The 17,968-nt window shown below is 72.6% G+C and carries 13 protein-coding genes; 2 read left to right on the top strand and 11 right to left on the bottom strand.

Annotated elements, in window-relative coordinates:
• Positions 1-25 precede the first annotated feature (25 nt).
• From BGP73_RS09515 to BGP73_RS09490, 6 genes are all read right to left on the bottom strand, one after another.
• Positions 26-943 carry an ABC transporter ATP-binding protein gene (locus BGP73_RS09515; protein WP_069813687.1) on the bottom strand — a complete coding sequence of 306 codons (918 nt, stop codon included), beginning with the start codon at positions 941-943 and terminating at the stop codon, positions 26-28.
• A complete protein-coding gene (locus BGP73_RS09510) occupies positions 940-1,869 on the bottom strand; it encodes an ABC transporter permease subunit (protein ID WP_069813996.1) in 930 nt (309 codons plus the stop codon). The genes BGP73_RS09515 and BGP73_RS09510 overlap by 4 nt, the downstream gene beginning before the upstream one ends.
• Positions 1,859-2,881: an ABC transporter ATP-binding protein gene (locus BGP73_RS09505; RefSeq protein WP_069813995.1), complete on the bottom strand. Its 1,023-nt coding sequence runs from the start codon at positions 2,879-2,881 to the stop codon at positions 1,859-1,861. Before BGP73_RS09505 ends, BGP73_RS09510 begins: the two co-directional genes overlap by 11 nt.
• 117 nt (positions 2,882-2,998) lie before the next feature.
• Positions 2,999-3,589, bottom strand: coding sequence for a PspA-associated protein PspAB (pspAB, locus tag BGP73_RS09500; RefSeq protein ID WP_069813686.1), 591 nt, complete (start codon positions 3,587-3,589; stop codon positions 2,999-3,001).
• A gap of 48 nt (positions 3,590-3,637) precedes the next feature.
• Positions 3,638-4,540 carry a zinc metalloprotease HtpX gene (htpX, locus tag BGP73_RS09495; protein ID WP_079127377.1) on the bottom strand — a complete coding sequence of 301 codons (903 nt, stop codon included), beginning with the start codon at positions 4,538-4,540 and terminating at the stop codon, positions 3,638-3,640.
• A gap of 170 nt (positions 4,541-4,710) precedes the next feature.
• Positions 4,711-5,613 carry an LLM class flavin-dependent oxidoreductase gene (locus BGP73_RS09490; protein WP_069813682.1) on the bottom strand — a complete coding sequence of 301 codons (903 nt, stop codon included), beginning with the start codon at positions 5,611-5,613 and terminating at the stop codon, positions 4,711-4,713.
• A gap of 226 nt (positions 5,614-5,839) precedes the next feature.
• On the opposite strand from BGP73_RS09490, the gene BGP73_RS09485 reads away from it, so the two are divergent.
• A complete protein-coding gene (locus BGP73_RS09485; protein WP_374701134.1) occupies positions 5,840-6,895 on the top strand; it encodes an HAD hydrolase family protein in 1,056 nt (351 codons plus the stop codon).
• 101 nt (positions 6,896-6,996) lie between these two features.
• Here the strand turns inward: BGP73_RS09485 and BGP73_RS09480 are convergent, their stop codons facing one another.
• From BGP73_RS09480 to hisC, 5 genes are all read right to left on the bottom strand, one after another.
• Positions 6,997-8,763, bottom strand: coding sequence for a sensor histidine kinase (locus BGP73_RS09480; protein WP_079127376.1), 1,767 nt, complete (start codon positions 8,761-8,763; stop codon positions 6,997-6,999).
• A gap of 78 nt (positions 8,764-8,841) precedes the next feature.
• Positions 8,842-12,447, bottom strand: coding sequence for a thiol reductant ABC exporter subunit CydD (gene cydD / locus BGP73_RS09475; protein ID WP_069813677.1), 3,606 nt, complete (start codon positions 12,445-12,447; stop codon positions 8,842-8,844).
• Between the two features lie 43 nt (positions 12,448-12,490).
• On the bottom strand, positions 12,491-13,498 hold the full coding sequence (cydB, locus tag BGP73_RS09470) for a cytochrome d ubiquinol oxidase subunit II (protein ID WP_069813675.1): 1,008 nt from the start codon (positions 13,496-13,498) through the stop codon (positions 12,491-12,493).
• A gap of 24 nt (positions 13,499-13,522) precedes the next feature.
• Positions 13,523-15,031, bottom strand: coding sequence for a cytochrome ubiquinol oxidase subunit I (locus BGP73_RS09465; RefSeq protein ID WP_069813673.1), 1,509 nt, complete (start codon positions 15,029-15,031; stop codon positions 13,523-13,525).
• Positions 15,032-15,323: 292 nt separating this feature from the next.
• Positions 15,324-16,409, bottom strand: coding sequence for a histidinol-phosphate transaminase (gene hisC / locus BGP73_RS09460; protein ID WP_069813671.1), 1,086 nt, complete (start codon positions 16,407-16,409; stop codon positions 15,324-15,326).
• 412 nt (positions 16,410-16,821) lie between these two features.
• On the opposite strand from hisC, the gene BGP73_RS09455 reads away from it, so the two are divergent.
• The gene (locus BGP73_RS09455; protein WP_079127375.1) at positions 16,822-17,928 is read left to right on the top strand and encodes a LacI family DNA-binding transcriptional regulator; all 1,107 of its coding nucleotides are present in this window, start codon (positions 16,822-16,824) and stop codon (positions 17,926-17,928) included.
• The last annotated feature ends 40 nt before the right edge of the window (positions 17,929-17,968 follow it).

Below are 17,968 nucleotides of genomic sequence, written 5' to 3'. Positions count from 1 at the left end.
GACTTCGGGCTCCTTCTGGAGGCGGTCAGGCCGCTACGAGGTAGGAGAAGACACTTTCCAGCGACTCGTCGGACGGCGAGACCGCCAGCAGCCGGATGCCGTGCCGGCGCGCGATCCGCGGCAGCAGTTCGGTGAAGCGCGGGAAGTCGACCGCCTGGATCCGGAGCGCCTTCTCCTCGGCGTCGATCTCGATGCCGCTGGTGGAGGCGTCCGCGATCAGGGCGGCGGCCAGCGCCCGGTCGTCGCTGGAGCGGACGAGGTAGTGGTGCGGGCGGTCGGTCATCAGCCGGCGGATCTTGCGGAAATCCCCCGAGGCGGCGTGGCGACCGGCCACCACCACCTCGATGTGGCTGGCCAACTGCTCGACCTCCTCCAGGATGTGTGAGGAGAACAGGACCGTGCGGCCCTCCTCCCCCATCCTCCGCAGCAGTTCCATCAGCTGCATGCGCTGCCGCGGGTCCATGCCGTTGAACGGCTCGTCGAGGAGGAGCACGGACGGTTCGTGGACCAGGGCGGAGGCCATCTTCACCCGCTGCCGCATGCCCTTGCTGTAGGTGGAGATCTTCCGGCCCTGGGGCCGCACCATGTCGACGGTGGTCAGCGCCGCCCGGGCCGCGGCCCCCGGATCGGGCAGTCCGTGCAGCTCGGCGTTGGCCAGGACGAACTCCCAGCCGGTGAGGAAGTCGTAGGTGCCCTCCCGCTCCGGGACGATGCCGATCTCCCGGTAGGCACGCTCGTTCCGCCAGACCGGTGCGCCGTCGAGGGTGACGGAGCCGGTGGAGGGTGCCAGGAAGCCGGCCATCAGATTGATGAGGGTGGACTTCCCCGCTCCGTTGGGTCCGAGCAGTCCGGTGACGCCGGGGCCGATGGTCATGGTGACGTCGTTGATGGCGACGACGTTCCCGAACCAGCGGGAGGTGTGGTCGATGTCGAGGGTGGTCACAGCCCGACCTTCCGGTAGCGGCGCATCAGCAGGGCGTACGAGCCGACGATCAGGGAGAGGACGACGAGCAGGTAGACGGCGCCGGCCAGGGCGCTCGGGGGTCCGTAGCCGCCGGGGAAGGCGGAGCTCGCACCGAGGAACTTCGTCTGCACCCCGTCGATCAGGGTGATCGGTGAGCAGAGACCAAGCCAGCCGACCACCTCGGGCTTGTCCTGGGCGTAGGCGATGGCCTGGACGGTGCTCACCGCTCCGTAGGAGATGGTCAGCACGGCGATGACGGCGGCGACCCCGAAGCCGCGGCGTGGCGTCACCGCCGCGATCACCAGTCCGATACCGGCGAAGAGGACGGAGAGCAGGGCCACGGACACCACTCCTTGAGCGAACCCCTCGGTCTGGTCGGCGATGTCGAGTTCGGCGAGGAGCGCCCCGAGGTAGAGGACCAGCAGTGGTGAGGCGGTGAGGATGAACAGGGCGGAAGCGAGCGCGGCGAACTTCGACACGACGTAGTCCACGGCCTCCAGCGGCCGGGAGAAGTACAGCGGCACGGTCTGGAACCGGAGGTCCCGCGAGACCGCCTGCGGCGCCTGGGCGGCCACGTAGAGGCCGATGACCGCCTGCAGGTAGAGCGCGTAGCTGGTGTACTCCAGTGGCAGGTCGTCGTTGTCCAGCGCGACGGTGACGGCGACGACTATCCCCGCCGGCAGGCACATCGCCGCGTACAGCAGCGCGGGCAGCACCTTGGACTTGGCGGACCTGCCGAGGCCGTAGGCGCCGCGCAGGGTCTGGGCGAACAGCGAGCGCCGGACGTAGGCGCGGCCCAGCCGCGGCCCGTCGTAGGCGCGGTAGCCGATGTTGTGGATGCGGGCCGGGTCGACTGCGGCGGCCGACTGCCCGGCCGGTTCGACGCTGGTGGGCTCATGCGACACCGGGGTCACCTCCTGTGGCAGTGGCTGCCGCTCGCGGTTCCGCTCCACCGGGGGAGGTCGCGGCGGGCTTCCGGTCTGCTTCCGGGGCCTGCCGGAAGACCTCGGCGATCTGGTGGCGGCGCTGTTCCAGCCGGACCAGTCCGAGCCCGAGTTCGGCTATGGCGTCACGGACCGTGTCGTAGGTGCCGTCGTCGGCGATCTCGACGAACAGCAGGTGGCGGGCGCCGGGGGCGGCGTCGCCGGGGGTCTGGACGGTCAGCCCGGCGGCGTTGAGCGCCCGGTGCAGGGCGGCGGTGCCGTCGGGGTGTTCGTCGGTGTCGGTCACCTCGACTGCCACCGTCGCGATCTCCTGCGTGAAGTCGCTGGTGGAGCTGGAGCGGAGCAGTCTTCCGCCGTCGATGACGACCACGTGGTCGCAGGTGCGCTCCAGCTCCCCCAGCAGGTGGGAGGTGACGAGCACCGAGATGCCGAAGTCGGTGTGGATCCGGCGGATCAGGGCGAGCATCTCGTCCCGGCCGACCGGGTCGAGGCCGTTGGTCGGCTCGTCCAGCAGCACCAGCCGCGGGTCGTGCACCAGCGCCTGGGCGAGTTTGACCCGCTGCTTCATCCCGGTCGAGTAGCCGCCCATGGGCCGGTAGCGCTCCTCGTGGAGCCCTACGTGGCGCAGGGTGTCGGCGGTGCGTTCCCGGGCCGCGCTGGCCGGCAGCCCGGACATCCGGGCCATGTGGACGACGAACTCGGTCGCCGAGACGTCCGGCGGCAGGCAGTCGTGCTCCGGCATGTAACCGACCCGCTCCCGGATGGCGCCGCCCGCACCGGCCACGTCGAGACCGAGCACGCTGGCCCGGCCTTCGGTGGCGGGGGAGAGCCCGAGCAGGATCTTGATGAGTGTGGACTTACCAGCCCCGTTGGCACCCACCAGCCCCGTCACCCCCGGCCTGATGTCCACGGAGAGCCGGTCGAGCGCGGTCACCTTGGGGAACCGCTTGCTGAGGCTTTCGGTCGCGATCACAGTCACGCCCACGACGCTAGTGGGGGATGCCCCCGTCGCGCGTCCCTCCTGACGGTTGGATCCGGGTCCATCTCAAGGCTGACCCGCCCGTAGGGGTCGGGGCGGCCCCGCGGCGGCTCAGAGTCCCGGGGCGCCCCACACCGGGAACCAGCGGCTCAGGTCCTGCTCGATGCGCAGGTCGTCGGCGAGCAGCCCGCGGACCTGGAGCTCCAGCTGGCTGTCCCGTTTCTCGCCCGCCTCCGGCAGTGGGGCGAAGGGGTAGAAGCTGCCGCGCTTGTACAGGTAGACGAGGCCGAGCGGCCGCCGGCCGGTCTCGGCGTCGTGGAAGGTCACCAGCGAGCAGAGTAGGTGGGGGCCGAAACCGGCCTCCTCAAGGAGGGTGTTCACCGCGTGCACGTCGTTGACGAGCGAGGCGGTGTCGTCCGCCGGCTGCCGGGCGACCAGCCAGGTGTATCCGTACGTGTCCTGCTGGAACTCGACGGGGATCCCGCCGCGCTCGGTGTCCGCGTCCAGCAGCTGGCGCACGTCCCGTTCGAGCTGGGCGAAGGCCCCGCCCTCGACGCCGGCGAAACACACCGACCCCACGCCGGTCGGTGTGAAGCCGGCACCGGCCTGCAGGGTGATCGCAGCGGACGGCAGCGCGAAGAGCTGCTCCAGGTTGGGGCGGACCTGCTTGCTGCGGCCCAGGATGGTGTCGAGGATTCCCATGGCGTCCTTTGAGGTCTCGGCTGGCGGGCGAGGTCCCGACCGGCTGGCTCAGGGGCGGCCGAGCTGCGCGGCGATCCTGCCCAGCTGGTCGAGTCGCTGCTCCAGCGTGGGGTGGGAGGAGAGCAGGCGGCTGAGGCTCTCCCGGGAGGAGAAGGCGGGCACGAAGTAGAAGGCGTTGAAGGGCTCGGCCCGCCGCAGGTCCCTGGTCGGGATCCGGCCCATATCACCGGTGATCTTGGTGAGTGCGGAGGCGAGCGCGGAAGGGCGTCCGGTGAGTACCGCGGCGGCCCGGTCGGCGGACAGCTCACGGTAGCGGGAGAGCAGCCGGGTGAGCAGGAAGCTGATGACGTAGACCACCGCGCTGACCAGCGGGACGAGCAACATGATGATGGCGGTGTTGTTGTTGCGGGACCGGCCCAGACTGCTCCACAGGCCGATCCGGGTCATCATGCCGGCCAGCACGCCGAGGAAGGAGGCGATCGTCATGACCGCCACGTCGCGGTGGGCGACGTGTGACAGCTCGTGAGCCAGGACCCCCTCCAGTTCCTCCGGCTCCAGCCGGCGCAGCAGTCCGGTGGTGGCGCACACCAGTGCCTTCTGCTGGCTGCGGCCGGTGGCGAAGGCGTTCGGCACGTCGCTGTCAGCGATCGCGACGCGCGGCTTCGGCATGTCGGCCAACGCACAGAGCCGGTCGACCGCCCCGTGCAGTTCCGGGGCCTGCTCGGGCGTGACCTCTCGGGCGCCCATGGCGAGGGCGGCGATCCGGTCGCTGAACCAGAACTGCAGCACGAACAGCACTCCGGCGATGATCAGGATCACCGGCCACGCGTTCTGGAGGAGCCCGATCAGCACTCCGATGAAGACCACGTAGAGCAGTCCGATCAGGAACATGGTGGTCACCATGCGCCTGGTGAGTCCCTTGTCAGGGGTGAATCTCGTGGTCCTTGCCATGGATCGGTCCTCCTGCCACTCCTCGCGTCCGTCCTCTCCGTCTCCGGAGCCTCCCCACCTACGATGATGCCCCTTTCGGAGCCGAAGCGGACGGCGACGGCCCAGCGGAACCGGCGCGGCTCTGCCCGGAGGGCGGCACGGGGACCGGTCGGCCCGGAGCGCGGGAGGACTCAGCCCAGCTGTGCGGCGGCGTCGGTGGCGATCTTCTCGAAGACGGCCTGGTCGGCCGCGAAGTCGGAGTCGGGTATCGGCCAGTGGACCGCGATCTCGGTGAAGCCGAGGTCGCGGTGGCGCCCGGCGAAGTCCACGAAGGCGTCCACCGACGACAGCGGGCGGGAGCGGTCCGGGGTGAACCCGGTGAGCAGGACCTTCTCCAGCTCGGCCACCTCCCGGCCGATCGCCCCGCAGGCCGCGCCGAGCCCGCTGATCTGCCCGCGGAGCGCCTCGACAGACTGCTCCGGGGTGCCCTCCTCGAACAGCTTCGGATCACCGGTGGTCACCCAGGCCTGCCCGTACCGGGCGGCGAGCCCGAATCCGCGCGGGCCGGTCGCGGCGACGGCGAAGGGCGTGCGGGGCCGCTGCACGCAGCCCGGCAGGTTCCTGGCCTCGTTCGCCGCGTAGTAGTCGCCGCGCCGCGTAACGGTGCCCTCGGTGAGCAGCAGGTCCAGCAGCGGCAGGAATTCGGCGAAGCGGTCGGCCCGTTCGCGGGGCGTCCACGCCTCCTGTCCGAGTGCGGTGGCGTCGAAGCCCTTCCCGCCGGCGCCGATGCCGACCGTGGTCCGGCCGCCCGAGATGTCGTCGAGCGATATCAGCTCCTTCGCGAGCGTCACCGGGTGGCGGAAGTTCGGGGAGGTGACGAGGGTGCCCAGGCGGATGTGCTCGGTCGCGGTGGCCGCCGCGGTGAGGGTGGGCAGGGCCCCGAACCACGGTCCGTCGCGGAACCGGCGCCAGGAGAGGTGGTCGTAGGTGTACGCGGTGTGGAAGCCGAGTTCCTCGGCCCCCCGCCACTTCGCCCGGCCGCCCTCGTGCCAGCGGTCGACGGGGAGGATCACGGTGCTCAGGCGCAGACTCATGGCCCGAGCCTACGTTCCGCCTCCCGGTCACCGGTGTCACGTGACCGACCACCGGAACCGGCCCCTCACCGCAGCCTCACCGCACCGGTCCGGCCAGTCCCTCGGTGGCCGTCCGGACGTGGCGCTCGCGGTCCTCAGTCCGCACCGCCCTTTCGAGGAGGCGCCGACCGCGGCACACGCTCCTCTGCGCACCCCCTCGCACGGTTGTGCGCGCATATGCGGGAAGATGGGAGGCGTGACCCCAGCAGCCGAACGGCCCGAGCCGCCGATCCAGGACGCCGGAGGCCCCGCCCCGTCGCCCGTCTCCCACCCCGACTCCGCCTCGACTGCCTCCTCACCCCACGCACCCGGCGCCACGGTCCCCCTGCCGGTCGGCTCACCGGAGGCCGCCGCCGGCGAGCCGACCGGTGCGCTGCTCCGCCCCGCCGTGCGACTGATCGCCACCGACCTGGACGGCACCCTGCTCCGGGACGACAAGTCGGTCTCCGACCGCACGGTCGCGGCGCTCGCCGCAGCCGAGGCCGCGGGCATCGAGGTGTTCTTCGTCACCGGCCGGCCGGCCCGCTGGATGCACGTGGTCAGCGCCCATGTGCACGGCCACGGCCTGGCCATCTGCGCCAACGGCGCCGCGGTGGTCGACCTGCACCGCGGCGGCCGCACCCTGGAGGTGCGCCCGCTGCCGCGCCCCAAGGCGCTCGCCGTGGTCGCCGCGCTGCGGACCGCCGTGCCCGGCACCTCCTTCGCCGTCGAGCTCACCAGCGGGATCAACTACGAGCCGGAGTACCCGCCCTTCCCCGTCGACCCCGGGGCCACCGTCGCCAGCGCGGAGAAACTGCTCTCGGAGAGCGGGCAGGACGGCGACCGGCCCGTGCTCAAGCTGCTCGCACACCACCCCGAGCTGACTCCGGACGACTTCCTCGCCCGCGCCCGGGCCGCCGCCGGCACGCACGCCTCCTTCACCCGTTCCAGCCCCACCGCGCTCCTGGAGATCAGCGGGCTCGGGGTCAGCAAGGCGGCCACCCTCGCGCACTGCTGTGCGGAGCGCGGCATCGCGCCGGAGGAGGTGGTGGCCTTCGGCGACATGCCCAACGACGTGGAGATGCTCAGCTGGGCGGGCGCCTCGTACGCGATGGCGAACGCACATCCGGACGTGCTGGCGGCCACCGCGGGCCGCACGGTCGCCAACAACGAGGACGGGGTGGCGCTCGTCATCGAGCGGATCCTCGCCAACGGGGGCCGCCAGCTGGCCCCGGTCGCACCCCCCGCCGCCGAACCGTCCTGAGGGCGGCCGGGTGGCCCGGGGCACCGCCACGGGGGCGTCCGTCCGGTGGCCGAGACCCGCCGGCGGCCCGAATGGGAGCCCGGCCACGGGTCCGGGAGGTGTCACAGCGGCGCCTCCCAGCGGACCGTGGTGCCGCCGCCGTCCGCTCCGATCCCCGGCCCCAGGGTGCTCGATCCGCCGAGCGCCGCCGCCCGCTTCTCCAGATTCGCCAGCCCGCTGCGCCGCCCGCCCGCCGGCACGCCCACGCCGTCGTCCGCGACCGTCAGCCGCACCCCGTCCCGGCCGTCCGGCAGCTTGGCGTTGGCGTCCACCACCACCTCAAGCCGGGAGGCCCGAGCGTGCCGGAAGACGTTCGACAGCGCCTCGCGGAGGGCCGCGACGAGGTTCTTGCCGACCGCTTCGCCGACCCTGCTGTCCACCGCGCCGAGGAATCGGACGGACGGCTTGAAGTGCAGGGGGACGGCGGCCATGTGGATCTCCCGCTCGATCCTGGTGCGCAGCCCGGTCGGCACCTCGGTGGGTCCCTGCTGGAGGGCGAAGATGGCGGTGCGGATCTCCTGGATGGTGACGTCGAGTTCGTCCACGGCCCGGGCGATCCCCTCCCGCACCTCCGGTTCGCCGGTCTTCCGCTGGGTGCCCTCCAGCATCATGCCGGTGGCGAACAGCCGTTGGATGACGAGGTCGTGCAGGTCCCGGGCGATGCGGTCGCGCTCCTCGTACAGCACCAGCCGCTCCCGGTCCTGCTGCGCGTCCGCCAGCACCAGCGCGAGAGCGGCCTGGGCGGAGAACTGGGTGGCCAGGGTCCGCTCGGTGATGGTGTAGCGGAGGGCCCCCGGCAACCTGGGCAGCACCAGCACGCCCTGCACCTCACCACCGCTGCGCAGCGGCAGCAGCAGACACGGACCGTACGACTCGGAGAGCCAACCGGGCATCCGGGGGTCAGTGGCGCAGTCGTCGACGAAGACCGGCCGGCCGGCGAGCAGCTGCCGGTGGACGGGGCTGCTGGACTCCATCACGGCCCCCAGCGCCGTCAGCGCCTCGGGGAGTTCCGAGGAGACCTGCGCGATCTCCAGCCCCCCGCCCTCCTCCGGCAGCAGCACGATGCCGGAGGCGGCGTCGGCGAGTCTGCGCCCCTGTTCGGCGACGACGGCGAGCGGGTCGTCGGTGGTCGTCCGCTCCTCGCCACCGGCCAGCAGGGTGGTGGTGAGGGCGGCGGCACCGTCGATCCAGCGTTCCCGCTGACGACTCGCGGCCTGGAGCCGGGCGCTGGCGATCTGGATGCCGGCCTGGGTGGCGAGGACCTTCACCAGGTGCAGGTCGTGGTCGGTGAACTCGGCGCCGCCCTCCTTCTCGCAGCAGTAGAGGTTGCCGATCACCTCGCCGTCCCCGAGCCGGATGGGCACGCCGAGGAAGCTCCGCATGCGCGGGTGGTTCACCGGGAAGCCGGCGTGCCGCGGGTCCTCGGTCAGATCGGCGAGCCGCACCGGCACCGGGTCGTCGATCAGGGCGCCGAGCAGCCCGGTGCGGCCGTCCGGCAGCCGTGCGATGTCGCGCCGCTGTTCGGCCGTCATGCCGTAGGTGACCAGGTCGGAGAGGCCGTCGCGCTCGTCGTTGATGACCCCGATGGCGGCGTAGCGGGCGCCGGTGAGGCGGGCGGCGGTGGTCACGATGCGGTTGAGGATGGTGCGCAGTCCCATGCCGCTACTGACCGAGACCATGGCCTCCAGCAGCTCGGGCAGCCGGGCGGCCAGTTCTTCCGGGAGTTCCCTCAGCTGCTCGGCCGCGTTCTCCTGCTGGGCGCCCGCGACGGCATCCGGCCCGGAGAGCACCGGTCGCGAAGGTTCCGGAGGTCCTTCCGTGGCTGCCATGCCCTGAGCGTAATAAGCCCCTTTTGTTAGGGAAAGTCGACCGCCCCTCGGGAGAGCCGGCGCTGCTGGGCGGGCTGCTCAGGCCCCCGTGGCCGGCGTGGCGAACGGGGGCGGTTGTTCAGCGAGCGCGGTCCGCTCCACCGCCGACGCCACCCGGTCCGCCGCCCGCTCACCTTCCAGCATCCGCCGGAAGGGGCCGTCGACGGCCGCCAGCTCCGCGTACCGACCGCGCTGCACCGTCCGCCCCCCGTCCAGCACCACCACCTCGTCGACCGCCTCCAGTCCGGCCAGCCGGTGGGTGATCAGCAGGGTGGTACGCCCCGCGGTGGCCGCGAGCAGGTCGGCGGTGAGGGCGTCCGCGGTCGGCGGGTCCAGGTGCTCGGCGGGCTCGTCCAGCACCAGCACGGGGAAGTCGGCGAGCAGGGCCCGGGCGAGAGCGAGCCGACGGCGCTGGCCGCCGGAGAGCCTGGCCCCGTGTTCGCCGACGAACGTGTCCAGCCCCTGGGGGAGGCCGTCCACCCAGTCGAGCAGCCGGGCCGAGGCCAGCGCCGCCCGCAGCTCGCCGTCCCCGGCGGTGGGGCGGGCGAGTCGGAGGTTCTCCCGCAGCGTGCTGTCGAAGATGTGCGCGTCCTGGGCGAGCAGGCCGACCAGCCGGCGGACCGCATCGTCGTCCAGCTCACCGGCCGGGGTGCCCGCAAGGGTGTACGTGCCCGCCTCCGGCTCCAGGAAGCGGAGCAGCAGTTGGGCGAGGGTCGTCTTGCCGGCCCCGGACGGGCCGACCACGGCGATCCGCCGTCCCGGGCTCAGGTCGAGGTCGAAGTCCCGGAGCGCGGGCCGGTGCTGGCCCTGGTGGCGGGCGCCCAGACCGCGGACGGTGAGCGGGAAGGGACTGCTCGGTGGCTCGGCGGGGCACCGCGGCGGGCGCACCGGGACCGGCTGGTCGAGCAGTTCACGGATCCGGGCGGCGGCGCGTCCGGCGCGCTGGCGGTACCGCACCGCCAGCGGCAGCCCGGAGACGGACTCGAAGGCCGCGAGCGGGGTGAGCATCACGACGGCCAGCTCCACCCCGGCCAGCCGCCCCTCGGACACCGCGGCCGTCCCCACCCAGCCCGCCGCGGCCACGGTCAGCCCGCCGGCGAGGGTGGCGAGCGCGCCCCCGACGCCGGCGGCGGCCGCCGAACGCGAGGTCAGCGCGGTCAGCCGGGCGTCGGCCCGGCGGGCCTCCGCGGTGCGGCCGCCCAGCGCCCCGGCCACGGCCAACTCGCCGGCGCCGGTCAGCAGGTCGACCACCCGGGCCGACAGCGCGCCCCGGGCCGGGGCCAGCTGCCGCTGCTCCCGGCGGGTGGCGAGGGCGGCCAGCGCGGGCGCCGCGCCGCCGGCAGCCAGCAGCCCGGCGGCGGTGAGCACGCCGGCGGCCGGCAGCAGCCAGCCGACGAAGCCGGTGGTCGCCAGGCCGACCAGCAGGGCCGATCCGACCGGCAGCAGCCAGCGCAGGAAGTAGTCCTGGGCCGCGTCGACGTCGGCGACCAGCCGGGAGAGCAGGTCGCCGCGGCGGCTCCGGCCGAGCCCCGCCGGTGCCAGCCGCTCCAGGCCCCGGTAGACGGTGACCCGGAGGTCGGCGAGCAGCCGCAGTACGGCGTCGTGGCCCACCAGCCGCTCGGCGTAGCGGAAGACCGCGCGGCCGATACCGAAGGCGCGGGTCGCCGTGACCGCCAGCATCAGGTAGAGCAGGGGAGGTTGCTGGGAGGCGCGCGAGATGAGCCAGCCGGAGGTCGCCATGAGGCCGACTGCGCTCCCCAGCGCCAGAGTGCCCAGCAGCAGCGCCAGTGTGAACCGGCCGATCCGGGGGCGAGCGGTGGCCCGCAGCCAGCGCAGCGGGGCCGATGGAGCGGGGCCGGGCCGGTCCGGGGCCCGCCCGGCCGCGGCCTCGCTCGCCCCGGGCGCCTCCGCTCCCTTGCCGTTCCCGGGCCGGGGCTGCGGGCCGGGGACGGCGGCGAGGCGGTCGGCCGGCTCGGGGTCCGGTTCCAACCGCACCACCCGGTCGGCGAGGGCGAGCAGCGCCGGCCGGTGGGCGGTCATCAGGACGGTCCGGCCGCGGGCGAGTCGCCCGATCGCCGCGACGACCGCCGACTCCGTGCCGCCGTCCAGGTTGGCCGTCGGCTCGTCGAGCAGCAGCAGCGGACGGTCGGCCAGGAACGCCCGGGCCAGGGCGATGCGCTGGCGCTGACCGGCCGAGAGGCCCGTGCCGCCCTCACCCAGGAGGGTGTCCACGCCATCGGGCAGCGCTGTGACGAAGTCGAGGGCGGCGGCCTGCCGGAGCGCTCCGAGCACCTCCACCGCCGAGGCATCCGGCCGGGCCAGCCGTACGTTCTCGGCGATCGTCCCGGCGAAGAGGTGGGGATGCTGCGGCACCCAGGCGATCTGCCCGCGCCAGCCCTCCGGCGCGATCTGGGCCAGGTCGATGCCGTCGCCGTCCTCGGGACGTCCGGTGGGGGTGAGTGTGATCCGTCCCGCGGTGGGGGTGGCGAAGCCCAGCAGAGCGTTCAGCAGGGTCGTCTTGCCGGCGCCACTGGGGCCGACCACCGCCACCGTCTCACCGGGCCGGATCGCCAGCGAGGTGGGGGGCAGCGCGGCGCGGTCCCGTCCGGGGTGGTGCACGGCGAGCCCCTCCACCGCCAGCCGGACCTGGGAGGCGTCCGGTGCCGGGCGGTGTCCTTCGGGCCGTTCCGGCCGGGCCTCCAGGACGGCGAAGACCTCGTCCGCCGCGGCCAGCCCCTCCGCCGCCGCGTGGTAGTGCGTCCCCACCTGCCGCAGCGGCAGATAGGCCTCGGGGGCGAGGATCAGTACGACCAGACCGGTCCGCAGGTCGAGTTCGCCGTGGACCAGGCGCATCCCGATGCCCACGGCGACCAGCGCCACGGAGAGGGTGGCGAGCAGTTCCAGCACGAACGAGGAGAGGAAGGCGATCCGCAGCGTGCGGAGGGTGGCCCGCCGGTAGTCCGCGGTGACCGCCCGGATCGTCTGGGCCTGTGCTCGGGCCCGACCGAAGACCTTCAGGGTCGGGAGGCCGGCCAGCACGTCCAGGAAGTGTCCGGAGAGCCGGGAGAGCAGCCGCCACTGGCGGTCCACGCTGGCCTGGGTGGTCCAGCCGACGAGGACCATGAAGAGCGGGATCAGCGGAAGCGTGGCCGCGATGACGGCCGCGGAGACCCAGTCGGCGGTGACGATCCGGGCCAGCACCGCCGCGGGCACGGCGACCGCCAGTCCCAGCTGCGGCAGGTAGCGGGCGAAGTAGTCGTCCAGCGCCTCCACGCCGCGGGTGGCGAGCAGGGTCAGCTCTCCGGTCCGCTGCCGGCTCAGCCAGCCCGGTCCCAGCCGTCCGGCGTGCTCCAGGAGTCGGACGCGGAGCTCGGACTTGACCGCCGCGCTGGCCCGGTGGGCCGCGAGTTCGGTGAGCCAGACGACGGCCGCCCGGCCCACCGACACGGCGGCCAGCAGGAGGAGCGGGGTCCGTACCGCGGCGGTGCCCTGGTTCTGCTGGAAGGCGAGCACCACCACTTCGGCGATGAGCGTGGCCTGCGCGATCACCAGTCCGGCGCCGGCGAGCCCGAGCGCGATCGAGGCGGCGAGGAACACCCGGGTGGCGCGGGCGTGGCGGAGCAGTCGGGGGTCGACGGGTTTCACGTGAAACACCCGTCCGTGCGACGTCCGGTCGGCGGTGACGCCATCATCGCCCGCCCGCCTCGGCCAGGTGCTGGGTGCCGATCCGCTTCCGGAAGACCCAGTACGTCCACCCCTGGTAGACCAGCACCACGGGGAGGGCGAAGACCGTCAACCAGGTCATGATCTTGAGGGTGTACGGGCTGGAGGCGGCGCCGGCGGCGGTCAGACTCCAGGCGGGGTCGAGCGTGGACGGCATGACGTCCGGGAAGAGCGCCAGGAAGAGGACCGCGACGACGGCCAGGGTGGCCAGCCCGGAGAAGGCGAACGACCAGCCCTCCCTGCCCCGCAGGCTCGCCGCGACGGCCCCGGCCAGCGCCACCGGGACGACCGCGGCGACCGGCAGGGTGACGCCGTCCCCCCGGTCCAGCTGCGTCCAGCCGAGGAAGGCGACGGCGAGGAGCAGTGTGACCGGCCCCAGACCGGCGGCCAGTCGGCGGGCCCGGAGCCGGATGTCGCCGACCGTCTTCAGCGCGGTGAAGACAGCGCCGTGGAAGGTGAAGAGTGTGAGCGTGAGGCCTCCACCGAGGAGAGCGTACGGGTTGAGCAGGTCGAGGACGCTGCCCACGTACTCCTTGTCGGCGTCGATCGCGACTCCGTGCACCATGTTGGCGAAGGCCACGCCCCACAGCACCGCCGGCAGCAGCGAGGCCCAGAAGATCGCCGCCTCCCAGTTGCTCTGCCAGCGCTCCCCGGACCGCTTGTGCCGGTACTCGAAGGCGACACCGCGGATGATCAGGCAGACCAGGATCAGCAGCAGCGGCAGGTAGAAGCCGGAGAAGAGGGTGGCGTACCAGTCGGGGAAGGCGGCGAAGGTCGCTCCGCCGGCGGTGATCAGCCAGACCTCGTTGCCGTCCCAGACCGGTCCGATGGTGTTGATCAGCACCCGTCGTTCGGCCCGGTCCCGGGCCAGTGCCCGGGTGAGTACTCCGACGCCGAAGTCGAAGCCCTCCAGGAAGAAGTAGCCCGCCCAGAGCACCGCGATCAGGATGAACCAGAGGTTGTGGAGTGCCATGCCGTTTCCCGCTCCTCTCGGATCTCAGTAGGAGAAGGCCATGGGCCGGTCGGCGTGCTCGTCCTCGCCGCCGATCCGGGTGGGTGGGGTGAGGTCGCGCTCGTCGAGCTCCGGCGGCCCCGCCTTGACGTACTTGACCAGCAGCCTGGTCTCGACCACCGCGAGCGCCGCGTAGAGCAGCGTGAAGACGCTCATGGAGGTGATCACCTCGGCCTGGGTGACGCCGGGGGAGACCGCGTCCTCGGTTCGGAGCAGCCCGTAGACCACCCACGGCTGCCGACCCATCTCGGTGAAGATCCACCCCCAGGAGGAGGCGATCAGGGGGAAGCCCAGGGTGAGCACGGATGCCCGCCAGTACCAGCCGCCGAGAGCGGGCCCGAGCGTTCGCCGCCTGGTGAGCGCCAGCCGGGGTACCTCCGTCTCGCCGGTGCGGAGTTCGGGGGCGAGCCACCACCTGCGGCGGGTCAGGTACAGCCCCACCGCGCCCAGACCGACGGAGGCCATGCCGAAGCCGATCATCCAGCGGAAGCTCCAGTAGGCGACCGGGATGTTGGGGCGGTAGTCGCCGGGCCCGTGTGCCTGCTGCTCGGCCTCGTTGATGTCGTTGATCCCGGGGACGGCGGAGTGGAAGTCGTTGTGCGCCAGGTAGGAGAGCAGGCCGGGGACCTCGACGGCGACCTTGTTGTGTCCCCGGTCCACATCGCCGTAGGCGAAGACCGAGAACGGCGCCGGGGCCTCGGTCTCCCACAGCGCCTCCGCCGCGGCCATCTTCATCGGCTGCTGCCGGAACATGACCTTGCCCAGCTGGTCGCCGCTGACCGCGGTGAGCAGGCCGCTGACCACCAGGGTGACCAGGCCCAGCCGGAGCGAGGTGCGCATCACCTGGACGTGCCGGCCACGGCGCAGGTGGTAGGCGGCGATACCGACCACGAACGCCCCACCGGCGACGAAGGCCGCGGTGAGCGTGTGGAAGACCACGACCAGCGTCGTCTCCTGGGTGAGCACCTGCCAGAAGTCGGTGAGTTCGGCGCGGCCGCTCTCGGGGTCGATGCGGTAGCCCACGGGGTGCTGCATCCAGGAGTTGGCCGCCAGGATGAAGTACGCGGAGAGCAGGGTGCCGAGCGCGACCATCCACATGCAGGCGGCGTGGATCTTCTTGGGGAGCCGGTCCCAGCCGAAGACCCACAGGCCGATGAAGGTCGACTCGAAGAAGAAGGCGATCAGCGCCTCGAAGGCCAGCGGGGCACCGAAGACGTCGCCGACGAAGCGGGAGTAGTCCGACCAGTTCATGCCGAACTGGAACTCCTGCACGATGCCGGTGACCACACCCATCGCGATGTTGATCAGGAAGAGCTTCCCCCAGAACTTCGCCGCCCGAAGGCACTTCTCCTTCCCGGTGCGCACCCAGGCCGTCTCCAGTCCGGCGACCAGCGAGGCCAGGGAGATCGTCAACGGGACGAAGAGGAAGTGGTACACGGTGGTGATACCGAACTGCCACCGCGCCAGGGTCTCGGGGGCCAGAGCGAGATCCACGTCGCCTCTCCTTACGTTCCCTGCGACCGCCGGACGCTTCGGGTCGATCGGCCCGGCGACCCCGCTCCGACAATCCGGCTGAACACCGGACAGACGGAGCGAGCTTGTGAATGGGTTCACATTCACAAGCAATTATGGCCCACCCGTTTCGCGGATCTTCAGCGGGGGGCGCTCCGGGCGTTCCCGGACGTACGGGCACGATCGCTCCCCCTTCGCCCCACCCTGCCGGCGGAGGCTGGAAACGCCTCGGGGCCGCCCGGACGGTGTCGTCCGGGCGGCCCCGAGAAACGGCTCAGAGCTCCTTGCGGAACGCCTCCGCCGCGCGCAGCAGCCGGTCGTTCGCCTCGACCTCGCCGATCGTGGCCCGGACGCCCTCGCCGGCGAACGGCCGGACGACCACCCCCGCCCGATCGCAGGCCTGCGCGAAGTCGGTGGTCCGCTCGCCGAGCCGCAGCCAGACGAAGTTCGCGTGCGACTCCGGCACCGTCCACCCCTGCGCGGCCAGCTCCCCCGCCACCCGCGTCCGCTCCCCGACCAGCTTCTCGACCCGCTCCAGCAGCGCCGCCTCACTCCGCAGCGAGGCCACCGCGGCGTCCTGGGCCAGCTGGCTCACCCCAAAGGGCACCGCGGTCTTCCGCAGCGCCGCCGCGACCGGCTGGTGGGCGATGGCGAAGCCGACCCGCAGCCCGGCCAGCCCGTAGGCCTTGGAGAAGGTCCGGAGCACGCAGACGTTGGGGCGGTCCCGGTAGAGCTCGACGCCGTCCGGCACCTCCTCGTCGCGGATGAACTCCCGGTAGGCCTCGTCCAGGACCACCAGGACCTCGGGCGGCACCCGGTCGAGGAACCGCTCCAGCTCCGCCCGGCGGACGACGGTCCCGGTCGGGTTGTTCGGATTGCAGACGAAGACCAGCCGGGTCCGGTCGGTGATCGCCTCCGCCATGGCGTCCAGGTCGTGGGTCTCGCAGGAGGTCAGCGGCACCCGCACCGACCGCGCCCCGGAGATCTGGGTGATGATCGGATAGGCCTCGAAGGACCGCCAGGCGTAGACCACCTCGTCGCCGGGGCCGGAGGTGGCCTGGAGAAGCTGCTGGGCCACGCCCACCGAGCCGGTACCGGTGGCCACGTGGGCGACCGGGACGTCGAAACGGTCGGCCAGTTCGGCGGTCAGCTCGGCGCAGGCCATGTCCGGGTAACGGTTCAGGGAGCCGGCGGCGCCGACCGCCGCCTCCAGCACACCGGGCAGCGGCGGATAGGGGTTCTCGTTGGAGGACAGCTTGTAGGCCACCGCGCCGCCGGGCGCGGCGGCGGCCGGCCTTCCGGGCTTGTAGGCCGGTACTCCGTCCAGCGCACCGCGCAGCCTCGGGCTCGTCTCGGTCACCGTAGGTCCTCCTCGATCGCGCTCGTCGGTCCCATCGACACCGCCAATACTGCATACCTTAAGAGGATTGCCGGTCCCGCCCCAGGGGCCATGGGAAATCAGCGCCGCCCGCCTGCCGAGACACGGCGTTCCCGCTCCGGCGCCGACCGGTCGCCAGCGGTGCTCCCCGGTGCCCGCGCGCCGGTGGCGAGCGCCCTGGCGCATCACTCGTACAGGTGACTTGGTTCCGCTCCGCCGCGGGCCTCCGACCGCTGGAGAGCGTTCACCCGCACTGGCCAGATAGCGGTGCCACCAGCCAACTGCCTTTGTTTTCAAGGGGGTTGTTGGTAGACAATCACCCGGGAACGCGTCCGCCAACAGCGAATCGACGGCCCCCGCCAATGGACCATCAGCGCCCTACTATCGGCAAGCCATGACAGCAGCAGGGAAGCACCAGGCGGGCCGTTCGACCCCCCGTCGGTTGGGGCGGGCGGGGATTCGGGACGTGGCCGCCGCCGCCGGAGTCTCGATCACCACCGTCTCGGACGCACTCAACGGCAAGGGGCGGCTCCCGGACACCACCCGGCGCCGGGTCCGCGAGGTCGCCGACCGGCTCGGGTACCGTCCGTCCGCCGCCGCCCGCACCCTCCGCACCGGCCGCTCCGGGCTGATCGGGCTGACCGTCACCACCTACGGCGCCGAGCCCTTCACCTTCACCGAGTTCGCCTACTTCGCCGAGATGACCCGGGCCGCCACCTCGGCCGCGCTCGCCCGCGGCTACGCGCTGGTCATCCTCCCCGCCACCTCCCGCCACGACGTGTGGTCCAACGTCGCCCTGGACGGCACGGTGGTCATCGACCCCTCCGACCACGACCCGGTGGTCTCCGAGCTCATCCGGCAGGGGCTGCCCATCGTCTCCGACGGTCGACCGGCCGGCAGCCTGCCGGTCACCGCCTGGGTCGACAACGACCACGAAGCCGCCGTACTGGACCTGCTGGACCACCTCGCCGACGCCGGCGCGCGCCGCATCGGACTGCTCACCGGCACCTCCACCGACACCTACACCCGGCTCTCGACGGCCGCCTACCTCTCCTGGTGCGAACGCGTCGGCCAGGACCCGGTCTACGAGGAGTACCCGGCCCACGACCCCTGCGCGGGAGCCGTCGCCGCCGACCGGCTCCTCGCCCGCCCCGACCGGCCGGACGCCGTCTACGGGCTGTTCGACCCCAACGGCACCGACCTCCTCGCCGCCGCCCGCCGCTACGGCCTGCGCGTCCCCGAGGACCTGCTGCTGGTCTGCTGCAGCGAGTCGGCCGTCTACGCGGGCACCCAACCCCCGGTCACCACGCTCTCGCTGAAGCCCCGCAAGATCGGCACCGCCGTCGTACAACTGCTGATCGACGCGATCGAGGGAGAGGCCGCACCCGGTCCGGTGGAGCAGGTGATACCCACCGAGCTGATCGTGCGCACCTCTTCCCGGCGCCGTCGCCCGCCGCGCACCACGGTGAGCCCGCCGCGGTCGCCCGCCGAGCCGTCGTGACGGCCGCTCACTCACCCCGTACCGGTCGCCCCCCACCGGC

Origin of the sequence: Streptomyces sp. TP-A0874, from assembly GCF_001748085.1 — a bacterium.
Classification (GTDB): domain Bacteria; phylum Actinomycetota; class Actinomycetes; order Streptomycetales; family Streptomycetaceae; genus Streptomyces.
Note: the sequence above shows the minus strand (reverse complement) of the source record. Positions and strands in the feature narration are given on the sequence as shown.

Excerpts from the sequence above, each read along its gene's own strand:
- pspAB (WP_069813686.1), bottom strand. The coding sequence starts at position 3,589 with ATGGGAATCCTCGACACCATCCTGGGCCGCAGCAAGCAGGTCCGCCCC.
- htpX (WP_079127377.1), bottom strand. The coding sequence starts at position 4,540 with ATGGCAAGGACCACGAGATTCACCCCTGACAAGGGACTCACCAGGCGC.
- BGP73_RS09490 (WP_069813682.1), bottom strand. The coding sequence starts at position 5,613 with ATGAGTCTGCGCCTGAGCACCGTGATCCTCCCCGTCGACCGCTGGCAC.
- BGP73_RS09485 (WP_374701134.1), top strand. The coding sequence starts at position 5,840 with ATGGGAGGCGTGACCCCAGCAGCCGAACGGCCCGAGCCGCCGATCCAG.
- BGP73_RS09480 (WP_079127376.1), bottom strand. The coding sequence starts at position 8,763 with ATGGCAGCCACGGAAGGACCTCCGGAACCTTCGCGACCGGTGCTCTCC.
- cydB (WP_069813675.1), bottom strand. The coding sequence starts at position 13,498 with ATGGCACTCCACAACCTCTGGTTCATCCTGATCGCGGTGCTCTGGGCG.
- BGP73_RS09455 (WP_079127375.1), top strand. The coding sequence starts at position 16,822 with ATGACAGCAGCAGGGAAGCACCAGGCGGGCCGTTCGACCCCCCGTCGG.